21 protein-coding genes and 3 pseudogenes are annotated in these 19,806 nt (G+C 69.3%); 11 read left to right on the top strand and 13 right to left on the bottom strand.

Annotated elements, in window-relative coordinates; all coding sequences use genetic code 11:
• A partial coding sequence (locus ACZ6KF_RS32910) for a DUF6531 domain-containing protein (RefSeq protein ID WP_469241845.1) occupies positions 1-707 on the bottom strand: 707 nt, incomplete at its 3' end.
• Positions 708-1,244: 537 nt separating this feature from the next.
• Between ACZ6KF_RS32910 and ACZ6KF_RS32905 the strand changes: the two genes are divergently transcribed.
• Positions 1,245-1,445: a hypothetical protein gene (locus ACZ6KF_RS32905; protein ID WP_469241843.1), complete on the top strand. Its 201-nt coding sequence runs from the start codon at positions 1,245-1,247 to the stop codon at positions 1,443-1,445.
• 117 nt (positions 1,446-1,562) lie between these two features.
• Here ACZ6KF_RS32905 and ACZ6KF_RS32900 read toward each other — a convergent pair whose 3' ends face one another.
• Together ACZ6KF_RS32900 and ACZ6KF_RS32895 are read right to left on the bottom strand one after the other, a co-directional pair.
• Positions 1,563-2,864: a hypothetical protein gene (locus ACZ6KF_RS32900; protein ID WP_469241841.1), complete on the bottom strand. Its 1,302-nt coding sequence runs from the start codon at positions 2,862-2,864 to the stop codon at positions 1,563-1,565.
• A 1,493-nt stretch (positions 2,865-4,357) separates the two neighbouring features.
• Entirely contained in the window at positions 4,358-4,735 is a 378-nt protein-coding gene (locus ACZ6KF_RS32895) for an STAS domain-containing protein (RefSeq protein WP_356635308.1), read from the bottom strand.
• Positions 4,736-4,905: 170 nt separating this feature from the next.
• Here ACZ6KF_RS32895 and ACZ6KF_RS32890 point away from each other — a divergent pair, with 170 nt between their 5' ends.
• Entirely contained in the window at positions 4,906-5,385 is a 480-nt protein-coding gene (locus ACZ6KF_RS32890) for an ATP-binding protein (RefSeq protein WP_469160937.1), read from the top strand.
• 286 nt (positions 5,386-5,671) lie between these two features.
• On the opposite strand, the gene ACZ6KF_RS32885 is transcribed toward ACZ6KF_RS32890, so the two are convergent.
• From ACZ6KF_RS32885 to ACZ6KF_RS32875, 3 genes are all read right to left on the bottom strand, one after another.
• The gene (locus tag ACZ6KF_RS32885; RefSeq protein ID WP_469160942.1) at positions 5,672-6,055 is read right to left on the bottom strand and encodes a hypothetical protein; all 384 of its coding nucleotides are present in this window, start codon (positions 6,053-6,055) and stop codon (positions 5,672-5,674) included.
• 157 nt (positions 6,056-6,212) lie between these two features.
• Entirely contained in the window at positions 6,213-6,374 is a 162-nt protein-coding gene (locus tag ACZ6KF_RS32880) for a hypothetical protein (RefSeq protein ID WP_469241839.1), read from the bottom strand.
• Between the two features lie 777 nt (positions 6,375-7,151).
• A complete protein-coding gene (locus tag ACZ6KF_RS32875; RefSeq protein WP_469241837.1) occupies positions 7,152-7,676 on the bottom strand; it encodes an EF-hand domain-containing protein in 525 nt (174 codons plus the stop codon).
• Between the two features lie 374 nt (positions 7,677-8,050).
• Here ACZ6KF_RS32875 and ACZ6KF_RS32870 point away from each other — a divergent pair, with 374 nt between their 5' ends.
• Both ACZ6KF_RS32870 and ACZ6KF_RS32865 read left to right on the top strand, forming a co-directional pair.
• Positions 8,051-8,437 (top strand): hypothetical protein, encoded by a 387-nt coding sequence (locus ACZ6KF_RS32870; protein WP_356635302.1) that lies wholly within the window; start codon positions 8,051-8,053, stop codon positions 8,435-8,437.
• 11 nt (positions 8,438-8,448) lie between these two features.
• Positions 8,449-9,507, top strand: coding sequence for a cobalamin-independent methionine synthase II family protein (locus tag ACZ6KF_RS32865; RefSeq protein WP_469241847.1), 1,059 nt, complete (start codon positions 8,449-8,451; stop codon positions 9,505-9,507).
• A 41-nt stretch (positions 9,508-9,548) separates the two neighbouring features.
• Here the strand turns inward: ACZ6KF_RS32865 and ACZ6KF_RS32860 are convergent.
• The 3 genes and pseudogenes from ACZ6KF_RS32860 to ACZ6KF_RS32850 all read right to left on the bottom strand — a co-directional run bounded on the left by ACZ6KF_RS32860 (position 9,549) and on the right by ACZ6KF_RS32850 (position 12,303).
• Positions 9,549-11,053: pseudogene (locus tag ACZ6KF_RS32860) on the bottom strand (ISL3 family transposase).
• Positions 11,054-11,285: 232 nt separating this feature from the next.
• Positions 11,286-11,944, bottom strand: a pseudogene (locus tag ACZ6KF_RS32855) (nucleotidyl transferase AbiEii/AbiGii toxin family protein).
• The gene (locus tag ACZ6KF_RS32850) at positions 11,941-12,303 is read right to left on the bottom strand and encodes a hypothetical protein (RefSeq protein ID WP_469241835.1); all 363 of its coding nucleotides are present in this window, start codon (positions 12,301-12,303) and stop codon (positions 11,941-11,943) included. Before ACZ6KF_RS32850 ends, ACZ6KF_RS32855 begins: the two are co-directional and overlap by 4 nt.
• A 701-nt stretch (positions 12,304-13,004) precedes the next feature.
• On the opposite strand from ACZ6KF_RS32850, the gene ACZ6KF_RS32845 reads away from it, so the two are divergent.
• The 7 genes from ACZ6KF_RS32845 to ACZ6KF_RS32815 all read left to right on the top strand — a co-directional run bounded on the left by ACZ6KF_RS32845 (position 13,005) and on the right by ACZ6KF_RS32815 (position 16,861).
• The gene (locus ACZ6KF_RS32845) at positions 13,005-14,054 is read left to right on the top strand and encodes a hypothetical protein (protein ID WP_469241833.1); all 1,050 of its coding nucleotides are present in this window, start codon (positions 13,005-13,007) and stop codon (positions 14,052-14,054) included.
• A gap of 4 nt (positions 14,055-14,058) precedes the next feature.
• A complete protein-coding gene (locus tag ACZ6KF_RS32840) occupies positions 14,059-14,292 on the top strand; it encodes a hypothetical protein (protein ID WP_469160932.1) in 234 nt (77 codons plus the stop codon).
• 477 nt (positions 14,293-14,769) lie between these two features.
• The gene (locus ACZ6KF_RS32835) at positions 14,770-15,321 is read left to right on the top strand and encodes a hypothetical protein (protein WP_469241831.1); all 552 of its coding nucleotides are present in this window, start codon (positions 14,770-14,772) and stop codon (positions 15,319-15,321) included.
• A gap of 48 nt (positions 15,322-15,369) precedes the next feature.
• Positions 15,370-16,059, top strand: a complete 690-nt coding sequence (locus ACZ6KF_RS32830) for a hypothetical protein (protein WP_469241829.1) — start codon at positions 15,370-15,372, stop codon at positions 16,057-16,059.
• A gap of 141 nt (positions 16,060-16,200) precedes the next feature.
• Positions 16,201-16,332 carry a hypothetical protein gene (locus ACZ6KF_RS32825; protein WP_469241827.1) on the top strand — a complete coding sequence of 44 codons (132 nt, stop codon included), beginning with the start codon at positions 16,201-16,203 and terminating at the stop codon, positions 16,330-16,332.
• The gene (locus ACZ6KF_RS32820; RefSeq protein WP_469160928.1) at positions 16,329-16,565 is read left to right on the top strand and encodes a hypothetical protein; all 237 of its coding nucleotides are present in this window, start codon (positions 16,329-16,331) and stop codon (positions 16,563-16,565) included. The genes ACZ6KF_RS32825 and ACZ6KF_RS32820 overlap by 4 nt, the downstream gene beginning before the upstream one ends.
• Positions 16,562-16,861 (top strand): hypothetical protein, encoded by a 300-nt coding sequence (locus ACZ6KF_RS32815; RefSeq protein WP_469160927.1) that lies wholly within the window; start codon positions 16,562-16,564, stop codon positions 16,859-16,861. Before ACZ6KF_RS32820 ends, ACZ6KF_RS32815 begins: the two co-directional genes overlap by 4 nt.
• A gap of 55 nt (positions 16,862-16,916) precedes the next feature.
• Here ACZ6KF_RS32815 and ACZ6KF_RS32810 read toward each other — a convergent pair whose 3' ends face one another.
• From ACZ6KF_RS32810 to ACZ6KF_RS32795, 4 genes and pseudogenes are all read right to left on the bottom strand, one after another.
• The gene (locus tag ACZ6KF_RS32810) at positions 16,917-17,354 is read right to left on the bottom strand and encodes a hypothetical protein (RefSeq protein ID WP_469160926.1); all 438 of its coding nucleotides are present in this window, start codon (positions 17,352-17,354) and stop codon (positions 16,917-16,919) included.
• Between the two features lie 390 nt (positions 17,355-17,744).
• Positions 17,745-17,999: a hypothetical protein gene (locus tag ACZ6KF_RS32805; protein WP_469161017.1), complete on the bottom strand. Its 255-nt coding sequence runs from the start codon at positions 17,997-17,999 to the stop codon at positions 17,745-17,747.
• A gap of 151 nt (positions 18,000-18,150) precedes the next feature.
• Positions 18,151-18,417 (bottom strand): hypothetical protein, encoded by a 267-nt coding sequence (locus ACZ6KF_RS32800; protein WP_469161015.1) that lies wholly within the window; start codon positions 18,415-18,417, stop codon positions 18,151-18,153.
• A gap of 32 nt (positions 18,418-18,449) precedes the next feature.
• Positions 18,450-19,715, bottom strand: a pseudogene (locus ACZ6KF_RS32795) (NF041680 family putative transposase); the annotation flags it as partial.
• Positions 19,716-19,806: the final 91 nt, after the last annotated feature.

Raw genomic sequence — 19,806 nt, 5'->3', positions numbered from 1 at the left:
TCCTGCGAGTAACCCTTCGGCGTGGTGAAGGAGCCGTCGCTGTTCCTGGCGAAGCGGACCGTGGCACCGGAAGCGTCGTAGAAGATCACTTCCGAAGAGCCGACGGACAGGTAGCGCTCGTACTGCTGCCACCAGCGCTGCGAGACCCTGCCCCACGGGGCGTCCAGCGAGTTGTAGGTCCGCGCCAGCTGCAGGCGTTGGCCTACGCCGGCGATGTCGAAATCCGTCGCCGTCAGCATCAGGTTGCCGGTGGAGAAGTCGATCTTCGCCTTCAGCGCGTCCGTGATCGCGAAGTTCGTGTAACGGTGCCAGGGCACGTCGCCCTGCCCCTCGGGGACGATGCTCAGCGCCGAGGGCTGCGCAGTGGCGGCCCCGGACGGCGCCGGCTCGCCGCCTGCCGTCTTGTCCGCGGCGCGGCCGGCGCGCTCGCGCTGCTCGCGCAGCCACGACGCATGGCCTGGGTCGGCCGGGTTCTTCGAGGGCTGTGACTTGACCGGCCGGTTCGCTCCGACCTTCACGGCCGGCATCTCGAAGTCGGGACTGTCCTTGCCCCATGCCGATGCCGGTTTGCCGTCCGCGGCGGTCGCGCTCGCCGCCGGCAGAACTGCCGCGGCTAAGGCTGCCGCCGTCAGGACCGCTATGGCGGCGCTTGCGGCCGGTGTTTTCCGGGCACGCCGAAACGGCATGCCGAAGGCACGCGTGTGCATGGCTTCCCCCCACAGGAAGACAAATCCCGGCAACCCCAGTGGTCACCAGGCGCCGACAACCTGTCACAGGAATCGCACACGTCTCCGCGCCGTGCCCCTCATCCGAACCGGCATTCGGGCAGGAATCCGCCCTTCCCCTTCAGGCGGGCGAAGAAGGACGAATAGGGTGATATGTGGCGTGCTCGACCGCATCAGCGAGACGCTGAAACATTCGGCGCCCGAAATGAAGGCCGGAAAGCAAAGATGCGGACGCGCCACCCTGGCCGAGCCCCGCGAGACCCAGACGTACGCCCCTGGGGGACGGAACACCTCCGCGTCGGCGGGGAGCACGGAGATGTCGATGAGGGCCAGGACCTCTGCGGCGGAACACCCCCGCCCGCCGCCAACCTCCGATCCCCGCGCCCGGCGCCGACCGTCAACCCCGGTCCGATCCCGGCGACCCGGCCGAAGTGCGGCACCCGGGCCAGGATGCGGGGGAGTGGGAGATCCCCCGCATCCCGCTCCAGTACGAACGCGCCGTCCTCGCCGGCGCTGGTGGTGCGCGAGCAGCTGCTCGCGCCCGAGCTGGCCGACCCCGTGATCGGCTATCAGGAGCAGGCGCCCGGTCGGCGCGAGGCGATCGACATGACGGCGCTGTGGGCCCTGCGGGAATTCCGCACGGACGTGGAAGCCCTCGATCGTCATGCCGCCCTCTCGTTGCGGTCCCGGGGGAGTGGGAGGAGGAGAGCGGTCCGGTGACCCGCGGTCGGTCCCGATCCGTCAGGGCAGATGACAAGACGGCGCATCCCCATCACGGAGCTGATGGTGAGGGGCATGCGCCACGCACAAGGACCGCCTTGGGTACGGCGCCTGGGCCTACCGGCTGCAGTAGACGGTGAAGTCGCCTGCGCTGACATCGCGGACAAACTTGTCCGCGCCGGCGAGAAGGAGGAGCTGTTCATCGGTCGCTTTGCCGGCTTGCAGCCCGGGTTGGGCGATGATCGTGTGGAAACGCGGTCGTAGCAGGCGGGCCTGCTCACGCAAGGTGAAGAGGTCTCTGGTGCCGCCGATGTCGTACGGGGAGATGCCGCCGTTGCGCCGGGTGTAGAGCATCGCCCGGTGGTGCAGGTGATCCAGCAGCGGTACTGCGTTCCCGCGCCGCCACTTGGCGCCGCGCATGGCCTGTCCGCATACCTCGTACAGGTCCTTCAGGCGTTTGCCGGGGGCGGCTTTGGAGTACTTGCAGTGCACGAGCGTCACGTCCAGGTAGCTGCCGCTGACCTTCAGGCCCACGAGGTCGGCTGCTTCGCCCTTTCCGTCGTCGTCGATGAGGACGTCGAAGGAGCGACCGGCCTGCAGGTAGGCGGACATGTAGTACTGGATGGAGTCGGTAAGGCGCTCTGCCTTCTGGAACTCCTTGCGGAAGTCCACGCCCTGCCAGTCCAGCGGGATGAGCAGGGAGGGGTCGTAGGGGCGGCGGGTGTAGCGCGGGGCGATCAGCTTCCCCTCTTCGTCGATGAGGCGGTCGCCTTCCAGGAACAGGTCGGGCTTGTGCGCGTTGAGCCATTCCTCGAGCGGCTGCGGCTGAGCGGTTGGGCCGCTGCCGGTCACGACGGCGTCCCGGTCGCGGGGACGGTAGACCAAGCCTTTAGTGTCGTAGTCGGCCTGGTAGGCGATGCGCCAGGCGGGCGTCGTCAGGGAGAACAGGAACGGGCCGGTGGGGGAGTAGTCGTCGACCTCGAAGTCGACGTCGGTGAGGGGGTAACGGACATTGTCGTAGGTGAGGGTGTACCGGTTCCGGGAGCCCAGGTAGACCTGCCAGGGCCATTGCACGCCCAGCAGCGCGTACGGCGGCCGTGTGGTGATGTCCTCGGGGATGATGAACCCGTCGAAGACCTGTTCCAGATTGATGGTGCCATCCAGCAGCTTGGTGCCCTGCTGGTCACACCAGTCGGTCCATGCCTTCAAGCTTGGTGCTGTGGTGGGGGACCAGAAGCGGCCCGAGTGGGCTGCACTGATCGAGACGCTGTCGCCGTCGTCGAACCCGGACGCGGCGATGTGTGTCTGGCTTTTGTGTTCCTGGGCGCTGGTGAAGCCCTGCGAGACGTCGCTGCCGACGTGCAGAGAAAAGCGCGTGAAGTAGTCTCGGGCGTCTTTCAGACCCACGTTGGTCGGCACCAGTCGGTCCAGGCGGGCCAGGACGCGGAAGGTCTGCTTGCCGTTGATTCTGGAACTGGGGGGCGATCCCGCGTGTGCCGCTGCGCCACGACCGCGCCGTCATCGCCACCCGCGTCCTCACCGCCCGGCTGCGCACCGCACGCCGCACCGGCCGACCCTTGTACGGCACATCCGCGCGCACACCGACCACGCCAACGGAGCGGCTGCTCCGCTTCGTCCAGGAGCAGCCGCCCACGATGGCCAACCCGGCGGTCGACCCTGTGGCCCTGCGCGCCGGCCTGGAAGCACTGGAGCTGACCGCCGACCAGGGCCGCCGGATCGGCACGACGTTTGCCGCCGTCGGAGACGAAGCGCGCAGACGGTGGCGATCTCCTGTCACCCGAACCCGAAACCTGCGCACCAGGACCGGGCGGCGCGACGCGCGCACCAACAGGGCGAGCAGACTGCGCAGCTCCCGCACCAGCCGTACCGGCGCGCGCTGGTGCACGCCGCGCCGGGGTCGCGCCCGTTCCTGCGCCTGCCCAGGTCGAGCCGGCCGCTCCCGGTGTCTCCACGACGCCCCGCTGCCCACGGTGCGGCTGTTGGCCGCCCTCGCCGGGCGCTCCGCGGCCAGGCCGCTTCCGCCGCCCGGCTGCGAGGCCGAGGTCCGCTCGCCGCCGCCCGGCCGCGCCGCTCCGCCGCTCCTCCGCGCCGTCGTCCGGCGCCTTCGTAGGCTGCCGCTCCGTGCCGGGGCCGCTTCGCCGCCCCGCCGCCCGTCGTGGAGTCGCCGCGTGCAGGCCGCGGGCCCGGCCGGGCTCGGGCCCCCAGCGGCGTGGGCGCCGGCCGCGTATCCCGGGCGGTGCACGGTTACGCCACCGCCCCGCCGTCGTCGACGGAGGGAAGAGCTGACGCCGAACCAGCTGCCCGATCTCTGTAGCCCGAGGGCTAGGAGGTCTACGTGCTGCGCGTTAGCCTCCCGGCATGTTGGATCATCGAGGGCCCTTCCACCCGGACGATGGCCGCCAGCGGCTATGTGGGCCCTGCCGTCGTTGTCATGCCTGACGGCCGCGAAGTCACGGTCACCGCGTCCCTCGTTCTGCGCTACGACCCGCGCCGGAGCGCCAACCGGGAGTCGGATCGGGACAGCACCTGGTCCGGCAGCATCACACTGGCAGATCCGGGAAGCCGCGTTGACCTCTTCGACACGGACCCGGGAGTGCTCCGCCTGCCCGATGGGCGTGAGAGCGAGTTCATGGCGACGAGCGGTGATACTGGACTCGGCATTGCTGGGCTTGGTCCAGCGCCCTTTGCCTCGCAGTGAAGCCTGTTCCCGCAGACGCGGAGGGCCGTACAGCGCGCAGCGCCGGGGGTGCAGCAGAGTCCGCGTTGCAGTTCTGGCCTGCGAATCACGGCGGTGACCGGCCCTTGGGCCGTCAAGAGGCCCGGGGCCCCTCCGATCGCAGGACTCTCGGCACCGAGTCCGCATCATCCGTGCCGGCGGCCAGGATGGCTGGTCAGGGATGCAGGGCGTGGTGGAGGGCGGGGTGGCAGTCGATGACTTGGTCGATGCCGACGAGTTCCAGCACGCGCTGGACGGGTCCGGCGGGTGCGGCCAGGCGGAGCCAGCCGCCGGCGGCGGTGGCCGTCTGGTGGGCGTGGATGAGGATGTTGATGCCGCTGGAGTCGAGAAAGGTGACCTGCGCCAGGTCGATGACGATCCGGGGGCGGCCGGTGCCGGTGATGTCGAGGGCTGCTTCGAGCCGGCTGCCGGTGTGGTGGTCGATCTCCCCGGCCAGGGTGAGCACGCGGATGTTGTCGATCGTGGCGGCCGCGACCGTCAAGCTGCCGGGCTGTCCGGTTGTTGCGTTGTTCGTCGTGGGTTTCTCGGCCATGCGGGTGATACTGGCACAGCAAGACTCTCGCCCAGGAGTGCGGCCCCGCACGGCCTTGGGTGATGCTGTCGCGGGCTGGCGGGGGTGTCGGCCTGCGGGGGCATGGGGCGTCAACCTGCGTGGTTGCGGGCAGGCGCGGGGGTGTGAACGGGGTAGTGAAAGCGGCCGTCATGGAATCGATGCCTGTGGACGGGGACGGCACCGCGCGGGGCGAGCGGGCCCTGCAGGCCACGGTGGCCCTGGACGGGGAGGGCGGGTGCATCGCCCGGGCCCGTCACCAGGCTGCGGAGTTCCTTGCCCGGGTGCAGGCCGAGCACGGGCTGCCCGTCTCGCAGCGTGCAATGGATCTGACCCAGTTGGTGGTGAGCGAGCTGGTCACCAATGCCCTCAAGTACGCGCCGGGCCCGGTGCTGCTGGATGTGCGCATCGACGGCGACGCGGTCGAGATCGTGGTGTGGGACTCGGATCCGGTGCTGCCGGTGGCGAGGGCCGCGGACGCCGGCCGGGTGGGGCAGCACGGGCTGGAGATCGTGATGGCCGTCTGCCAGGGCTTCGAAGTGCAGCGTGAGCCCGTCGGCAAACGCATCACCGCACGCCTGGTCCTCCTGGACGATCCCGGCGGCGACATCACTGGCCTCAACCCCGCCTGAACCCCGATCCCGCGCCCGCGCCAGACTGCGCAGCCGTGCGGCCTGGTTCTGCGCAACGGTCGGCTGCGCACCGAAGGCCCGCCCGCCGTGTCTGCGCACCGACCCGGCCGCGCGCTGCGCAGCGGGTGCGCGCGTAGTGCGCAACCGGTGGGCCGCGTCGTTCGGCAGATAGCGGTTGCCGGAGGCCGGCCGGGGGGTGTGCGGGCGGGTTCACCCGTACGGAAGTGCCGCAGGCGCCGTGGCCCTGCCCGCCGTCGAAGCCTCCGCGGGCTCTGCGCGCCGCCGATCATCCAGCGCCGGGGAAGCACCGCGCGGCACCGCGCCGTCCCGCCGCCGGACGCAGCGCAGCCCGCCTTGCGGGTGGGCGACGGGACGGCCGTGAGGCGCCTGGCCGGGGACGCGGTGGACGAATGCGGCGCCCAGCGGTACGCGTTCCTGTCCCCGCTCGCGGACCGGACGCAGTTTCCGCAGCGCGTCGGTACCCCTCAGCGGGTGCGGCCCGGGACGTCGTGACGGTCCGCCAGGCGGTCACCCGAGGAGCTGGGCCTGGCTCGCATGCAGCCCTTGACCTGCCGTCGCCGAGGTCGTTGGCGTAGTCCTCGCGTCGCTGGTCGGTCCACTGGGAGGCGCCGGAGTCCCAGGCTTCGGCGAGGGGGACGAGGTGGTCGATGTCCAGGGCGCGGGCGGCGTCGACGTCCTCGTTTGTCGTACCAGGAGTGCCAGCGTCCGCCGTTCAGGGTGCAGCGGACGGTGATTTGGGGTGCGAGGAGGGCTTCTTCGAGGAGGACTTCGTTGCGGGTGGAGCAGCCGTCCCGGTCGGCGTCGGTTCAGTGGCGGAACAGGTTGCGGTCGTAGCCGGTGCGGTTCTCGTCGGCGACATTGAGGGCGGCGACGGCGTCGTGCAGGGGCAGGGTGTCGGCGGCGTGGGCCGGGGGAGCGGCGGCAGCGGTGACAAGTCCCGCTGCGCGCAGGCGCAATGAAGTCTTCACGCGTGAGGGCTGCCCATGCGCCCGGCCGCCTCATGCGCCGCTCGGGGACGGTTCGCGCGCACGAATGAATCGGCATACAAGCACCGAGATCCGGGTTGCTCGGCCGGGTCCGTGGCCGCGCACCCGCGAGGCGGGGAGTTCGCGCCTCACGGACGTCGAGCCGCTCGCAGGCCGGAGCGGTCTCCGGCGCTGCGGCCGGCCGCACAACCAGACGCTCCTTGAGGCGATCGGCGACCCGCGCAGTGAAGCGGTCGACGCCCGCCAGCGCGAGCGCCAGGATGAACTGCGCCGCATCGCCGCACAGCACAGGGCCGAGCGGGAGGCCCGCCGTCCGGTGTGCGCCGACTGTGGATTCCGTGGCCAAATCTCACGAACGATGGCCAAGCGACGGCCACTCGGGAGTCCCCGCAGGTCAGAGCCTTGCCCATCGGTAGCCGCTCCGAGGAATTGGACACGACCGTGAGACTGGACGGCCGGCCAAGCCGTGAGACAGCGCGACAACCACCAGGTGACAGCATCGCCGTTGGCCGCGGGCGGCGAGACCCTGCACGCCCTCTAACAGCCCTGCACGCCCCCGCGCGGCAATCTCCGCCCCGCGCCGGACACATTCCCGGCCCGGGCGGGAACGCGGTCGGCAGACCCGCACGCCGGAATCGGACTGCTGCTCGATAGGGACTGGGCGGCCGGGACCCGGTGTGTGTACGGCCTGCTCGGTGCCCCAGGTTCTGGGGTCGCCGACCCTCGACCTCGCGCACCGGCGCCCGCGCGCGTTGATCATCACGCTGGGATGTCGGAAAGTGGCCTGCTGTACAGCGCCGTGCCCATGGGAGAGCCTTCACCCGTGACGTGAGCGCGGATGGATGCAATGTAGTCGTCGCGGCTGATGCGGCCATCGCCGTCGGTGTCCAGGGCGGTGAACGCTGCTTCGGCGTTGCTGGCCGGGTTGTTCAGTGCTGTGCGCAGGGCTGTGAATTCGCGGAGGTCGAGGGCGCCGTCGTGGTCGGTGTCGGCGAGGTCGAAGAGTGCGCCGAGGACGGGTGCGCAGACGGTGTCGAACGCCTCGGCTCCGGCCCATGCCGCGTACTGGTCGAAGGTCAGCTTTCCGTCGCCGTCGGCGTCCATCGATGCCCAGGCGCGCTCGCCGAGGGTGCGTGCGGTGACGACAAGCGGGTCGTCGTCCTTGAGTCCCGTAGCCAGTGCCACGTTCCTGGTGCGCGCCAGGTACTCCTCCCTGGAGACGATTCCGTCTCCGTCCGCGTCCAGCATGGTGAAGACGAGCTTTTGCGCGACTGTCTGGTCCATCGAGGGTCCTTCCCCACGGTGCTCGGGTGTGAGCGCTTCGATCCGAGTGGGCTGTCCTACCCCTCGACTGTGATGATCAAGGCGCCCATTCGGGGGGCGCGGGGGTGCTTCACCGCTCGTACCGCGCGTAGTGAGCCGGTGGTGTGACTCAACGCGCCGGAGCCGGCAGAAGCGGCCTCGGGGTAGTTACAGCCATATGGAAGGTCATATTCCGTGGAGGGTGGATGCTCGGCAGGCACAGCGCAGCAGTGGTGACGGGTTCCCTGGCCCTGGTGGCCTCGTCGGTGGTCTGGGCTCCAACTGGTCAGGCCCATGAGCCTGTGCCCGAGAGAGTTTCGTGCACAGGCTCCAGCACCAGCACATACGATCCGCCCTTGACCTTGCTGCCGCGCTCGACCCGCGTCAAGACAGATGCCAGTTACAGGTGCGCGGTCACTCCCGGCCGCACCGTGCCGGCCACCGGCCGCCTGGAAGGGACGTCGCCGTCAGCGTCCTGCGCCACGCTGGGCAGCTCGCGCTTCGGGGAAGTCGTCCACTACGGTGACGGGAAGCGATCGTCGATCGCCTACGACAGCAGCACCACCGTTCGTGTCGCAGGCGTCCTCGTGGTCAGGCTGTCGGGCCGGGTGGTCGAGGGCCGCGGCGAAGGGCTGGCGGCGCATCGAACCGTCGCCGCGCTCCCCAGTGAGCTGCCCACCTCATGCCTGTCGTCCGGGCTGCGGAGCAGCAGCGGCGAGGCAAAGCTGGAGATCGGGCCGTGAACCGGACTCCGGTGGGCATTCCCACCGAACCGATCGGCAGCATCCCGCGGCCCGCCGAGCTGCTCGCCGCCATGGCGGACCATGCCGAGGGCCGGATCGGCGACGCCGAACTCGCCGCCGCCCAGGACCGCGCGGTCCGCGACACTGTCCACCGCCTGGAGGAGATCGGCTCCCCGGTCGTCACCGACGGCGAACAGGCCAAACCCAGCTTCGCCACCTACCCGCTGACCGGCCTGGACCGACTGGCACCCGACGGCGTCGTCATCCCGTTCGCCGACGGGCACCACCGGCAGCTGCCCCGCCTCACGGGCGGACCACTGCGCTACGGCGTGTACGCCGACCGCTACCTGCACGCCGCCCTCCGGCACGCAAACTCACCGGTGAAGCAGGCCGTCATCGCGCCGTCGGCGCTCAGCCTCCTCTATCCACCCGACGGCATCGACGGATACCCCCGCGAAGCCTTCCTCGACGACCTCACCACCGAGGCCGAAGCGGACATCCGCCGATGTCTGGACGCAGGCGCCCACCGCGTCCAGCTCGACTTCACCGAAGCCCGTCTCGCGCTGAAACTCGACCCGAGCGGCAACCTGCTGGACCAGTTCATCGCCCTCAACAACCGCGTCCTGGAACGCTTCTCCACCACCGAACAGGCCAGGATCGGAATCCACACCTGCCCCGGCGGCGATCAGGACTCCACCCACAGCCTGGACGTCGACTACACAGCTCTGCTGCCAGCACTCCTTCACCTCAAGGCCGGCGCCTTCTACATCCAGCTGGCCAGCGAGCCCGATCCGGACAAAGTGCTCGCCGTCCTCGCCGAACATCTCCCCGACCAGGCCCAGGTCTTCATCGGCGTCACCGACCCGATCGACCCACGCGTCGAAACACCCGAGGAGGTACGCGACCGCGTCCTGGCTGCCGCCCGTCACCTGCCCCCAGACCGCCTGGGCACCTGCGACGACTGCGGCTTCTCCCCCTTCGCCGACGACACCTCCACCTCCCGCGACACCGCCTTCGCCAAGATCAGCGCACGCGTCGAAGGCACCGCCTTGGCCGCCCGGGGACTGTAAATCGTTCGGGTCTTCGTAGTCGGTGGTGACGGAGGGTGTGTTCAGCTCAGGAGGATGCGGTGGCGGAGGAGGGGGAAGCTCGCACGGCCGTACATGTGGCGCTTGATCAGCTTGGTTTTGTTGTTCACGCCTTCGGTGCCGCCGTTGTGGTGCGGCAGGGTGAGGGCGGCATCGACTGCGGCGCGGTCCTTCTCGAGGCCCCGGGTGAAAGCATGCAGGTGGGGCAGGTCCTCGGCCTGGGCCGAGGTGATCCAGGTGCTCAGCAGGGTGGCATTGCCGTCGGCTGGATTCAGCAGCACGGCGAAGTGGTGGATGAGGTCGGCCAGAGCGGTCATTTCGTGGCAGGCGGCTCGGGCGGCCTCGGTACGTTCCCGCTGGTGGTCCTTGAGGCGGTCGGGGCGGGTGAGCAGGTAGCGGGCCAGGCGCCGGGACGACAGTGCGGGCCGGTCGGCCTCGACACGGCCCTGGTTGATGTAGCGGACCAGCAGGTTCGAGCCGCCGGTGTAACCCAGTTCCCTGATCTCCCGGAGGAGATGGGGGACGAGCACGGCCGGATTCTCCAGCCGGCGCCGGCGCAGGTGATCTCGGTAGGATCCACCAGGGTGGGCCGGTACCCGGGGGCGCGGATGAGGCGCTCGGGCTCGGCGACACGGTCATAGCGCTTGACGGTGTTCAAGGCGAGGTCCAGGTGCCGTACGCACTCCAGCAGGCCGACTCCGCGCTCGCGCAGAGCATGAACCTGCTGCCGGCGCGCACGGGTGGTGACTGCCTGTCTCCCCTCGGCAGGGGGCGGGGCCGCCTTCGCCCAGCAGGCGCTGTGCGCGGCGACTTCTTTGCGGACGGCCTCGGCAAGGTTGTGCCACAGGTGCCAGCGGTCGCTGATCTGGACCGCGCCAGGCAGGGCTCTGCGGACCGCCTCGGCGTAGGTGGCCGATCCGTCCCGGCACACGGCCTCGACGCCCGGACGTGTGCGCAGCCATGTCTCCAGGGCGGCGGCCTCACGGCCGGGCAGTACCTCGATCCTCTGACCGGTCTCGGCATCGATGATGATCGTGGCATAGCTGTGCCGGCGCCGTAGGGCGAAGTCGTCGACCCCGATCACCCGCGGAATGTGCACCACGGGCACGGGCACACGCTGCAGCAGCCGCAGGGCGGAGGCGTACGAGTGAGGCATCGCCAGCGACCTGGCGAGTCGGGCGGAGGCCCGGCCACACAACTCCTTGACCAGCGCGGAGAGCTGACCGGTCAGACGTGTGGTGCGGCGCTGATGGCGTTCCAGGAGCCCGGGGACCTGCTCTCGGAAGGTCTGCCGCCTGCAGCCGAGGACCGCCCAGACCAGCCGACGTATCCTCACCCGGACCACGACTTGCCTGCCGTCGATCGGTACGTCCCGCACCGTCCGGCCGTGATACGCGTGGACTCGTTCCGTCGCCACCCCGCACAGCGGACAGGGCACGGGAACATCCCGGGTCCGAGCCGTAACCCCCACTACCTCGCCACTGTCCGCCACATCCTCGATGACCAACGCCGATAACCCCGAAAACACCGTTGCCCAAGCCCGTTCGTATCAAGCACGCTCGATGATCACAGACCGGGACTAACCGTCACCACCGACTACGGAACAGACCCGTTCGTTTGACAGACCCTCCCTCGGCTGCCCTGCACTTCCGCCGTGCAGGGCAGCCACCGCCGTGGACGGTTCCGGGTTGGAACCTGCTGGCTGAACCGCATCCTCTCGTCGCAACGGAGGTAGAGGGGATGGACGCGATGACCACCTCTCAGGCGTTCTCGTCATGGATCCGCGCACCCAGGTCCTCTGCCCACTCCAGCGCCCACGCCTTGAGTTCTTCGATCTGCCGGGAGGTGAGCCCGTACGCGGTGTAGTCCTCATCCTCGTACCAGTCCGCGCCGATCAGCCGGTCCCGGAGGTCTTGGAGGCTGAACTCGTCGTGGGCGCGACGGCGGCCCAGGGATTCGAGGTCTGCGGTGGAGCGGTGGCGGGATGCGGCCTGGACGTCGATGAGGTCGCGGACGGTGCCGCGGTCGGCGAGGGCTCTGACCTTGGTGCCGATCACGTCGTCGAGGGAAAGGACGGGGCCGTAGGGGGTCTGGGCGGGCGGGGCCCAGAACGCCTCCTTGAGGACGTCGACCTCGCACTCCTCGCCGGTGTCCGGATCGGTGACGAGGAACCGGCCGCTGAGCGATCGGTCTGGACGTGCGTGGTCCGCCATCCGCGCGCGCTGAGGCCTGCCGTGAGTGAGGCGACGATCTCCTGCATCGGAGCGGGGTTCTCGGTGGCGACGTCGAGGTCACGGCTGAAGCGTTCGACCAGGCCGTGGGCCTGCACGGCGTATCCGCCGGTGAGGACCAGAGGGTAGGGGGAGCCGAGGTCGAGGATGTCGGCGAGGAGACGCTCGTGAAGCGGAGTGAGCTTCACCCGGCGGTCGTATCCGCCGGAGCGGTGCGGAGCAGCTCGGGGAAGGCGTCCTCCCAGACCTCGCGGATGTAGGGACTGATCAAGCGCCGCAGCACGGGCCACTGCTCGGTGAGCAGCCGGTGGTGCAGGAGGACCACCAGGTCCTCACGAAGTCCTTCGGCGAGGACGCTCCGGTAGAGCGTCATGCGCGACTTCGGACGGTCCAGGCTGTAGCTCGTCCGCCCGGACCAGACGATCCGGAGCGGCAGGTCCACGTTGCCCTCGACGGGGCCGGCCAGCTCCTGCAAGCGCTCGGGCAGTCGGCTGCGGTAGCGATCCCGCAGCACCTCGGCGCGGGGGGCGGTGGTCGTCGTGTCCATGCATCCAGTATCGCTGCTGGGAGGCGGCGGCATGGCGGATGCGGGGGTCCCCTGTCTATGTACGGGTCGGGCGCCCGCTCTTCCCTCGGCCATCTCAGCCAGGGCGCGCTCAGCGCATCATCGCCTACCGCGCAGGCCCCCAGGTGGCGCGGCAATCGGCTGCCCTGCAGACCCGGGACCAGCCCGCCCGCGGACGCGGGTGATCATGACACAGCAGGTCACGCGGAGGGTCGCCGCGGCGGAGTCGGCTGCGGCTTCGGTCTCTCTGTCGGAAGGGACGACGGTGGCGAAGCCGAGGCCCATGGCGTCGGCGCAGTGGCGAGAAGGACACCGGCGCGGTCGAGGTCGGTACCCATGCCGCGGTCGAGCTGTCGAGTAACGCAGCGAACGTCCCGGTCGTGTCCCTGCTCGTGGTATAGCCGATCACCCGGCGGTCGTGTTGGTGGTGTTGGGTAGCGCGGGGCGCTTTCGGGGCGCTCGACGGGGTAGTGGTTGGGGTCGGGCAGGGTCGTGGTCGGGGTGGCTGCGTACTCGGCTGCGCGGCCGGGCTGTGCGGTGCGCAGGCGGCTGTCGCGGGTGCGCACTGGGCTGGTGTGTGCGCAGTGCGCTGACCTGCATGGTCAGGGCTGCTTACGACTGTGGTCGGGGTTCGGGGCGGGTGACGTGTTGAGGACGGTGGCGCACGACCTCTCCAGGATTTTGTGTGCGCCACCGCCCGCGACGGTTTCCCTGCGGACCGAACAGTCGACGCCCCGGACGGGATCGGCACCCTCGCCTCCTACGCCACCGAGGTCGTGCTCCCGGTGAAGGGCATCTGGAGGAACCCCGCGATCGGCAGCGCCCGCGCCGACGTCGTCCTGACCGCCCTGGCCGGGGTGCCGCTGCTGTTCATCGAGGTTGACAACTGCACCGAGGAAGCCGTCCTCATCGCGCAGAAGTTCGGCAAGTACGCCCGGTTTTTCCAACGGCAGGAGAGGGACACCGACGGCATCGAGAAGCCGATGTGGCGCACCTGCTGGTGGGCACCCGCCGCCGAGGAGTACGAGCGGGTGCACCCGCCGGTCCTGCTCGTCTTCCACCGGGCCGGCCAACGCTCCGCCAAGAACCGGATGGCCAGGGTCGCCGACCTCACCCGCCACCACTGGCAGGGCCGGTGGCATCCCGGGGGCGGTTACCACTCCTACGACCGCTGCATCCCGATCGTGGCGACCACGCTTCAGGAGCTGCGCGAGCACGGCCCGGCCGGGCCCGCTTTCTGGCGCTTCGGCCGCGACCACCGCCAGCCGCTGCTGGACGCGATCGGCAACGCCCGCCGGGACGCCTACCTCGCCCGCCGCCGCCAGGCCGCCCGGGAAGAACAGCGGCGCCGTGCAGAGCGGGAAGCCGCTCAGCGGGAGGCGCGACGGCCGGTCTGCGCGGACTGCGGGCAGAAGTTCACCGACGACCGGTGGGAGACGGTCGACTACACCCAGGACTGGAGCAAGCGCCAGTCGCACCCGCGCGTGCACTTGTGCGAGGACTGCCAGGACCGGGCCGTCGCAGTACAGGCGCAGGCCGAAGCCGACGAACGCGAGCGCCAGGAGCAGGAGCGGCTGCGCCAGGAGGCGGAAGAACAGGCCGCCGCCCAGAAGGCCGGCGGCTGGCTCTCGCGCTTCCGCACCTGGCCCGGGCAAGCCGCGGCCACCGACCACGCGGGCCAACCCAAGGAGTCCTGCGCAAGCCCTCGTTGTCGGTGGCGGCTGCAACGCTGATCAGATGAACGGAGATGAGCAGCTGCTGAACGGCCGGGTCTACGGCGCCGACCACCACGACCCCCACCCCGGCCCGCTCCCGCACCGGACCTACGCCGAACTGGTCGGCGGACCGCTGGACGGCCTGCTGCTGGGCATTCACGGGTGGCGGACCGAGGCAGTCGACGAGGGCGTCGCCCTGACGACGTCGAAAAAAGTCATGGAACCGGATGCTTTCAGTCGAATGGGTCGTAACTGACCGTGTCGGCAAAAGCGCACTGAAGTATCAATTAGCGACAAACGCGACATTCGTCATCTTTTAAGTTTTTCATGCCAGTGGTGGCTCCTGCCAGTGATTTCTGCACGGTGACGCACTTCCGCCCCCGGCGGGGTGATCGCGAAGCGTTACCAGATGAATCGAAAAATAGGCTCGTGGCAGGGATTTTTCGTTGCGGTCTCCGTGATTTCCAGCCTAGTCTCTCTGTGTCGGGAAAAGTAATTGAAGGTTGAGCGTAGATATATGAACAACGGGCACCATGGCGGAGTCTCCATGCCGAGACTAATCTCGCGGCAGTGGATTTTCGTCGAAGTGTGGTTCATTCATTGATGCCCGCGCTTTGGTGATACGCCCGGTCTTCTGGCGCCCACACACAGAGGAGCGAACAGTTTGTTACGGCTGAAACTCGGTAAGGGGTCATTCACAGCGGCTGCTGCCGCGGTCCTGGTCGGAAGCCTGGTGCCGGCCGCGCAGAGCGCGGAGAACCCGGCTTCCTCCGGTTCTGCGGCGCAGGAGCTGGGTGTCCTGTCCAATGAGGCCTACGTCGAGAAGTTCGGCGCCCAGATGGCCCTCACACAAGGCGTTCCGCTGCCCTCTCAGGACCAGCAAGCCCAGGGCACAGCAGAGCGGCCGGCCCCGGCGCTGGCGGGCCAGTGGGACATCCTGTACACCTCCATTGACTGGGAGGGGCAGGACATCCCCACCCGCAGGGGTAACGGCTCATTCGGGCAGTCGCACGCTTGCGAAGACCACAACATGTGCAGCAAGAAGGCGATCACCGCCCCGTACAACGGCCTGCCCGACCGGCAGAACTCCTCCGGCAATCGCGGGGAGTACGACGGCGTCGTCACCACGAACAGCGGCCAGGTCCGTCTGACGATCACCTCGGTCGCCGAGTGGACCGAAGGAACGGTGTACTGGGGCCGTACCCCCGACGGGCGGCCGGTCGGCACGATCACCTCCTTCTGCCGGGGCCAGACGTACTGCCCTGACTGGATCAACGACATCTGACAGCCGTCGGCACATCGGCAGAGCCCCGGGAGTGAGAACCTGACCCTCATGGACGACCATCTCTCCGGTGCCCTGCTGGTGCTGCGCCGATACATCGCCGCCCCGGTGCCGGGCACGGCGTTACGGCTGTGTGGACTGTTTGCCATGGACGAACATCGCCTCCGTCTGCGCCTGACCGACGACAGCGCCGGCACCGTCGCTCTCGACCTGCCCACCGCCCTCGCCGAGGAGCACGGAGTTCGCTGGTACGCCACCGCGCTGCGCCACGCGGCCGGCTGGATGACCGAACAGGGCATGCCCCGCGCCGGGAGCGGACCCGAGGAAAGAATCGACGGCACCGCGCTCCTGGACGAGCAGGATGTCCTGCCCCACGAGCCCGAGGACACCACCGAAGACACCCTCGACTATTTGATCGGCGACCTGATCGGCGACCCGCTGTGGCACGCGCGGACCGCCAGCACCGAACCGCAGCTGTACACCCTGCTGGGCTTCGACACGCGAGCAGGCGGCGTCGTGCGTCTGTACCTGCGCCACCATGACGGCCGCGTCATCGGCGTTGATGTCTCCACTCGCTCCCGCCGCACCGACGTGCCCCGCGGCACGGGGCTGTGGTGGCCCGCCGCCAAACTCATCGCCGTCCTCAACCCCGGCGATCACGCCACCCTCGCCGCCCACCGCGTGCGTGGCGCCCACGACCCGCACTGCGAAGCCGTCTATGACCTGACCCGCTGGCTGTGAACAGAGGCTGTCTCCTCCAGCCGGACAGTTGCCGCGACGCGACGCTAACGAGGTCGGTGCTCTACGTTCCCGCCCGCTCGGTCCCGCGATCGCGTCTCCACCCGGGAGACCAGCGCGGCCGGGCGGAAAGGATCCGTCACCATGACCTTCATGGAGCCCGGCCTGCACGTCCGCAACGGCTTCGCCGAAGGGCCGCTCGCCGACGCCACGCTGTTCCGCGCGGCCCGCGCCGGCAGCTCCTCGACGAACTGCAGGAGCATGCACCCGCGATGACCGACGGCCAACTGCGCGACGGCGTGTACCGGGCACTGCGCCGCTTCACCCAGTCGCAGCCGCCCACACGGCAGGTCGACAGCATCACCGCGCTGATCCGCCGCGGAGTGCGCATCGACTGGCCCGCCTCGCGGGAGGGCACCTCCGGCCTCTCCCGCGAGGCGGGAGAGGCCGGACTATCGGTCGCCGCCGGCCTTCCGCTGTCGGCGGTGGCTGGGAGGCTGGTCGGATGAACGACGGTGACGAGCAGCTGCTGCGCGGCCGGGTGTACGGCCACGACCACAACGACCCCAGCCCCGGCCCGCTCCTGCACCGGACCTACGCCGAACTGGTCGGCGGGCCGCTGGCCGGCCTGCTGCTGGACATCCACGGGTGGCGGACCGAGGAAGTCGACGACGGCGTCGCCCTGTCCACCGAGCTGTCGCGGTGGCCCGGCGGCCGCGCCCTGTACGACCCGCGCCCCGGCGAACCCCGCACACCCGGCCCCGGCGTCAGCTGCCGCTTCTACTACTCCGGCGACACACCCTGACCACCGGTCTGCCGCACCGCTGCCTACGGCCTGCCCTCGGTCAGCTGGCCTCGACTCATCCACTGCCCGGTTCGCTCACTCCCGCATCCCACCACCACCAACTGCGGTCGTCGCCCCGTCCCTTCTCGGTCGGATCGAAGTAGTAAAGCCAGTCCGAGAGCATCCATGGCCCCTGACACTCCGCCGCCTTCTGCTCGGAAGTCAGCGCGCGCCACCGCCGCTCCCATGACTCGACATCGAAGGACGGGTCGGGAACACTTTCCGGCTCGCAGCGCTGCACGAACCACGTCGGCAACAACTCGGGCCAACGCTCGAACGCAGGCCACGTGCCTACCGGTTCGATCACGGGCGCCAGAACATCACGCGCACCGCCGATGACTCGTGCCGCGTCATCGGCGGTGAACCGGACCCGCACGAGAAATGCCCGCTCCCGACGATCGCCAACTCCCAGCCCGGCCCGAAGGCGCCGTAGCTCACCCTCCACGATCTCCACAACAACGAAGTGTGCAGCACTACCGAACCCGCAGCACCCTAAAAACGCCCTTGCAACAGACCGCAAGATCACGATCTACGGCTGGAGTACTAGGACGGGCGTTGCTCTATCCGGCCGCATGGGATGGCGCAGTTCGCGGGACGCCCTCATGTTGGGAGCGTGTGTTTCTCCGATCGGCAGGAGCTTTCCATGAAGATTCGAGTAATGGCCGCCGCAATTTTGACGGGTGTGGCCCTGATGATGGGCGCGGGCAGCGCCTCCGCCCAGGGCGACCCCATTAGCGCCCTCGCCGGCAACCTCCCCGTCGTCGGCTCCCTCCTCGGGGGTGGTATGCAGCCAGCAGTTAGCCGTGGAACCGGCGCAGTGCACGCGAACTGATGGCCGCTTTCGTCAAGAGTCCTTCTCACAGGCCACGTACAGGGCGGTCGTCTGGCCGGCCGTCCGGTTCAGAGCGAACCAGTCGGGCACGGCCTGGAGGAACGCGGCGGCGTCGGGCCAGGCCAACGGGACGCAGACCTCCCTCAGAGGGTCGATCAGGTCCGGGAACCGTTCCTCCCGGCGCGCCTGGGCGAGCTGGGAGGACAGGCGGCGGTAGGACGGCGGTGTGTGCGGGATCAGACCCTCGGCGACGAGCCGGTAGTACACCTCGTAGGGTGCAGCCGCCGACCTCGTCGTAGCTGGTGACGATGTCGGCGGCGCGTTCCACGATGCGCGCCCACTGAAGTCTGCTCACACCGGTACTAATGTATCGATTGCGGCCCGGGTGAGGTTCAGAAACAGGCTCTGAGCTTGGCGTTTAACCTCGGCGCTCGATGAGACGGGCGAGTGATTCTGTGGGCCAGCAGAGCCACTGCAGGAGTGGGTCGGTGACCACGAAGTAGTGGGTGCTGACCCAACCTCGCTTCTTGTCCAGGATCTGCGGGGCCTCATCGCGGTAGATGTAGCGGAGATAGCGACGGCGGATCGGTGCTCCTGCTATCAGCAGTACTGGCGAGGCGACAAGGATAGCCAGCGGGATCAGGGTTTTCACGGCCGTGATCTTGGCTCTCTCCTTATAGCGCATGCGCTCAGTGTGCTGGTCCTCTGTGTCGCTCGTCAGCCTGTTCTGCGGGGTTTGGTGCCGGCCTTGTGGTGGGTGGGACGGCTGTATGCCTCGCCGGTGGCGAGGACGCGTCCCACGTCATGACGGATAGCCGGATAGCGGTTCTTCGAGCCGAGCGGTCGGCCGGGGCCGGGACGAGAGGGTTTCGGTGCACCGGTCGGCGAGCCGGTCTTTGTGTAGAGGTTTCTGAACCCTCTGCGGACGCGGGCGGGCGTGAGCCTGTTCGGCGGAGCCGGTCTCTCCCAGGGACGTCGGAGGTCGATAGCCAGCGGACGGGCGAGCCGGAGCTGGGCATAGGCGGCGATCACCAGCCAGGTCCACCGGTCGGCCGCCTCCGAGCTGCGAAGCCGGGGCCTGGTCCAGCCGAGGGTCTGCTTGAACAGGCGAAACGTGTGCTCGATGTCGAAGCGACGGAGGAAGGACTGCCAGCAGCGGTCGACGTCTGCCTCAGCGGGGCCGGTGCCCGACCACCACAGCCACACCGGCTTGTTGACCCCGCGGCTGGGGAGCTTCTCCACGACCAGGCGGATGACGGTGCCTTCGATGACGGGCAGCGGTCCGTCATGGTCGAGCCATGCAGCCCGTTGGGTCAGTCTCGGGTGCAGCCGGTCCCACGCCTGCGCGGTCGCCTTCCCGTAGAGCCGGGTGTCCGTGACCGTCACGGCCTGCTCGGCGCCCCAGGTTGCGCTGTCACCGAAGACGAACTCGCTGCCGTGCTTGGGTGGCCGGCCACCCTTGGGGTTGGCCAGGAAGAACTCTTCGCGGGAGGGTGCTGGCCTTCGCATCACCCGGTCTGAACGGAGCCGGCCGAGGATCTCGACGGGCAACCCGGCCAGCAGGTGGGCGATGCGTGGAGCGTCGTATCCGGCGTCCAGCACGACCAGGACCGCCGGGTCACCCTGCCGCCACTGACCGGCAGCCACCAGCCGCTCGACAACCTCGCGGATCTGCACGGTGGTCACAGCGGCGACGTCGGCGCCGGGCTCCAGGCGGACCGCGTCCAGCACCGCCGTCCAGGACGTACGGCCGGTCTCCAGCGCGGCCACCACCGAGTACGGCCAGCCGGGCACCATCTGATGCTTGCCCTCGCCCCGGCCGAATGTGTGGCAAAAGGCCCGGTCAGCACACGTGTTGGCGTCCGGCCGCAGCCACGGCGAAACATCCACCGCCAGCACCAGCCGACCGTCCGCCGCCCTCGGCAACGGCACCCGGGCCAGGGCCCGGCGCAGCCGGGCGACGTCGATCCGGCCCTGGTTTAGAGGTCATCTCATTTGGCTACCTCGGTAGGCTGTGGGGCGTGGTGGGGATCGTTGAGCGGCTGGTGCCGGACGAGTTGTGGGAGTTGTTCCA

The organism is Streptomyces sp. NPDC046379 (assembly GCF_055587785.1).
Note: the sequence above shows the minus strand (reverse complement) of the source record. Positions and strands in the feature narration are given on the sequence as shown.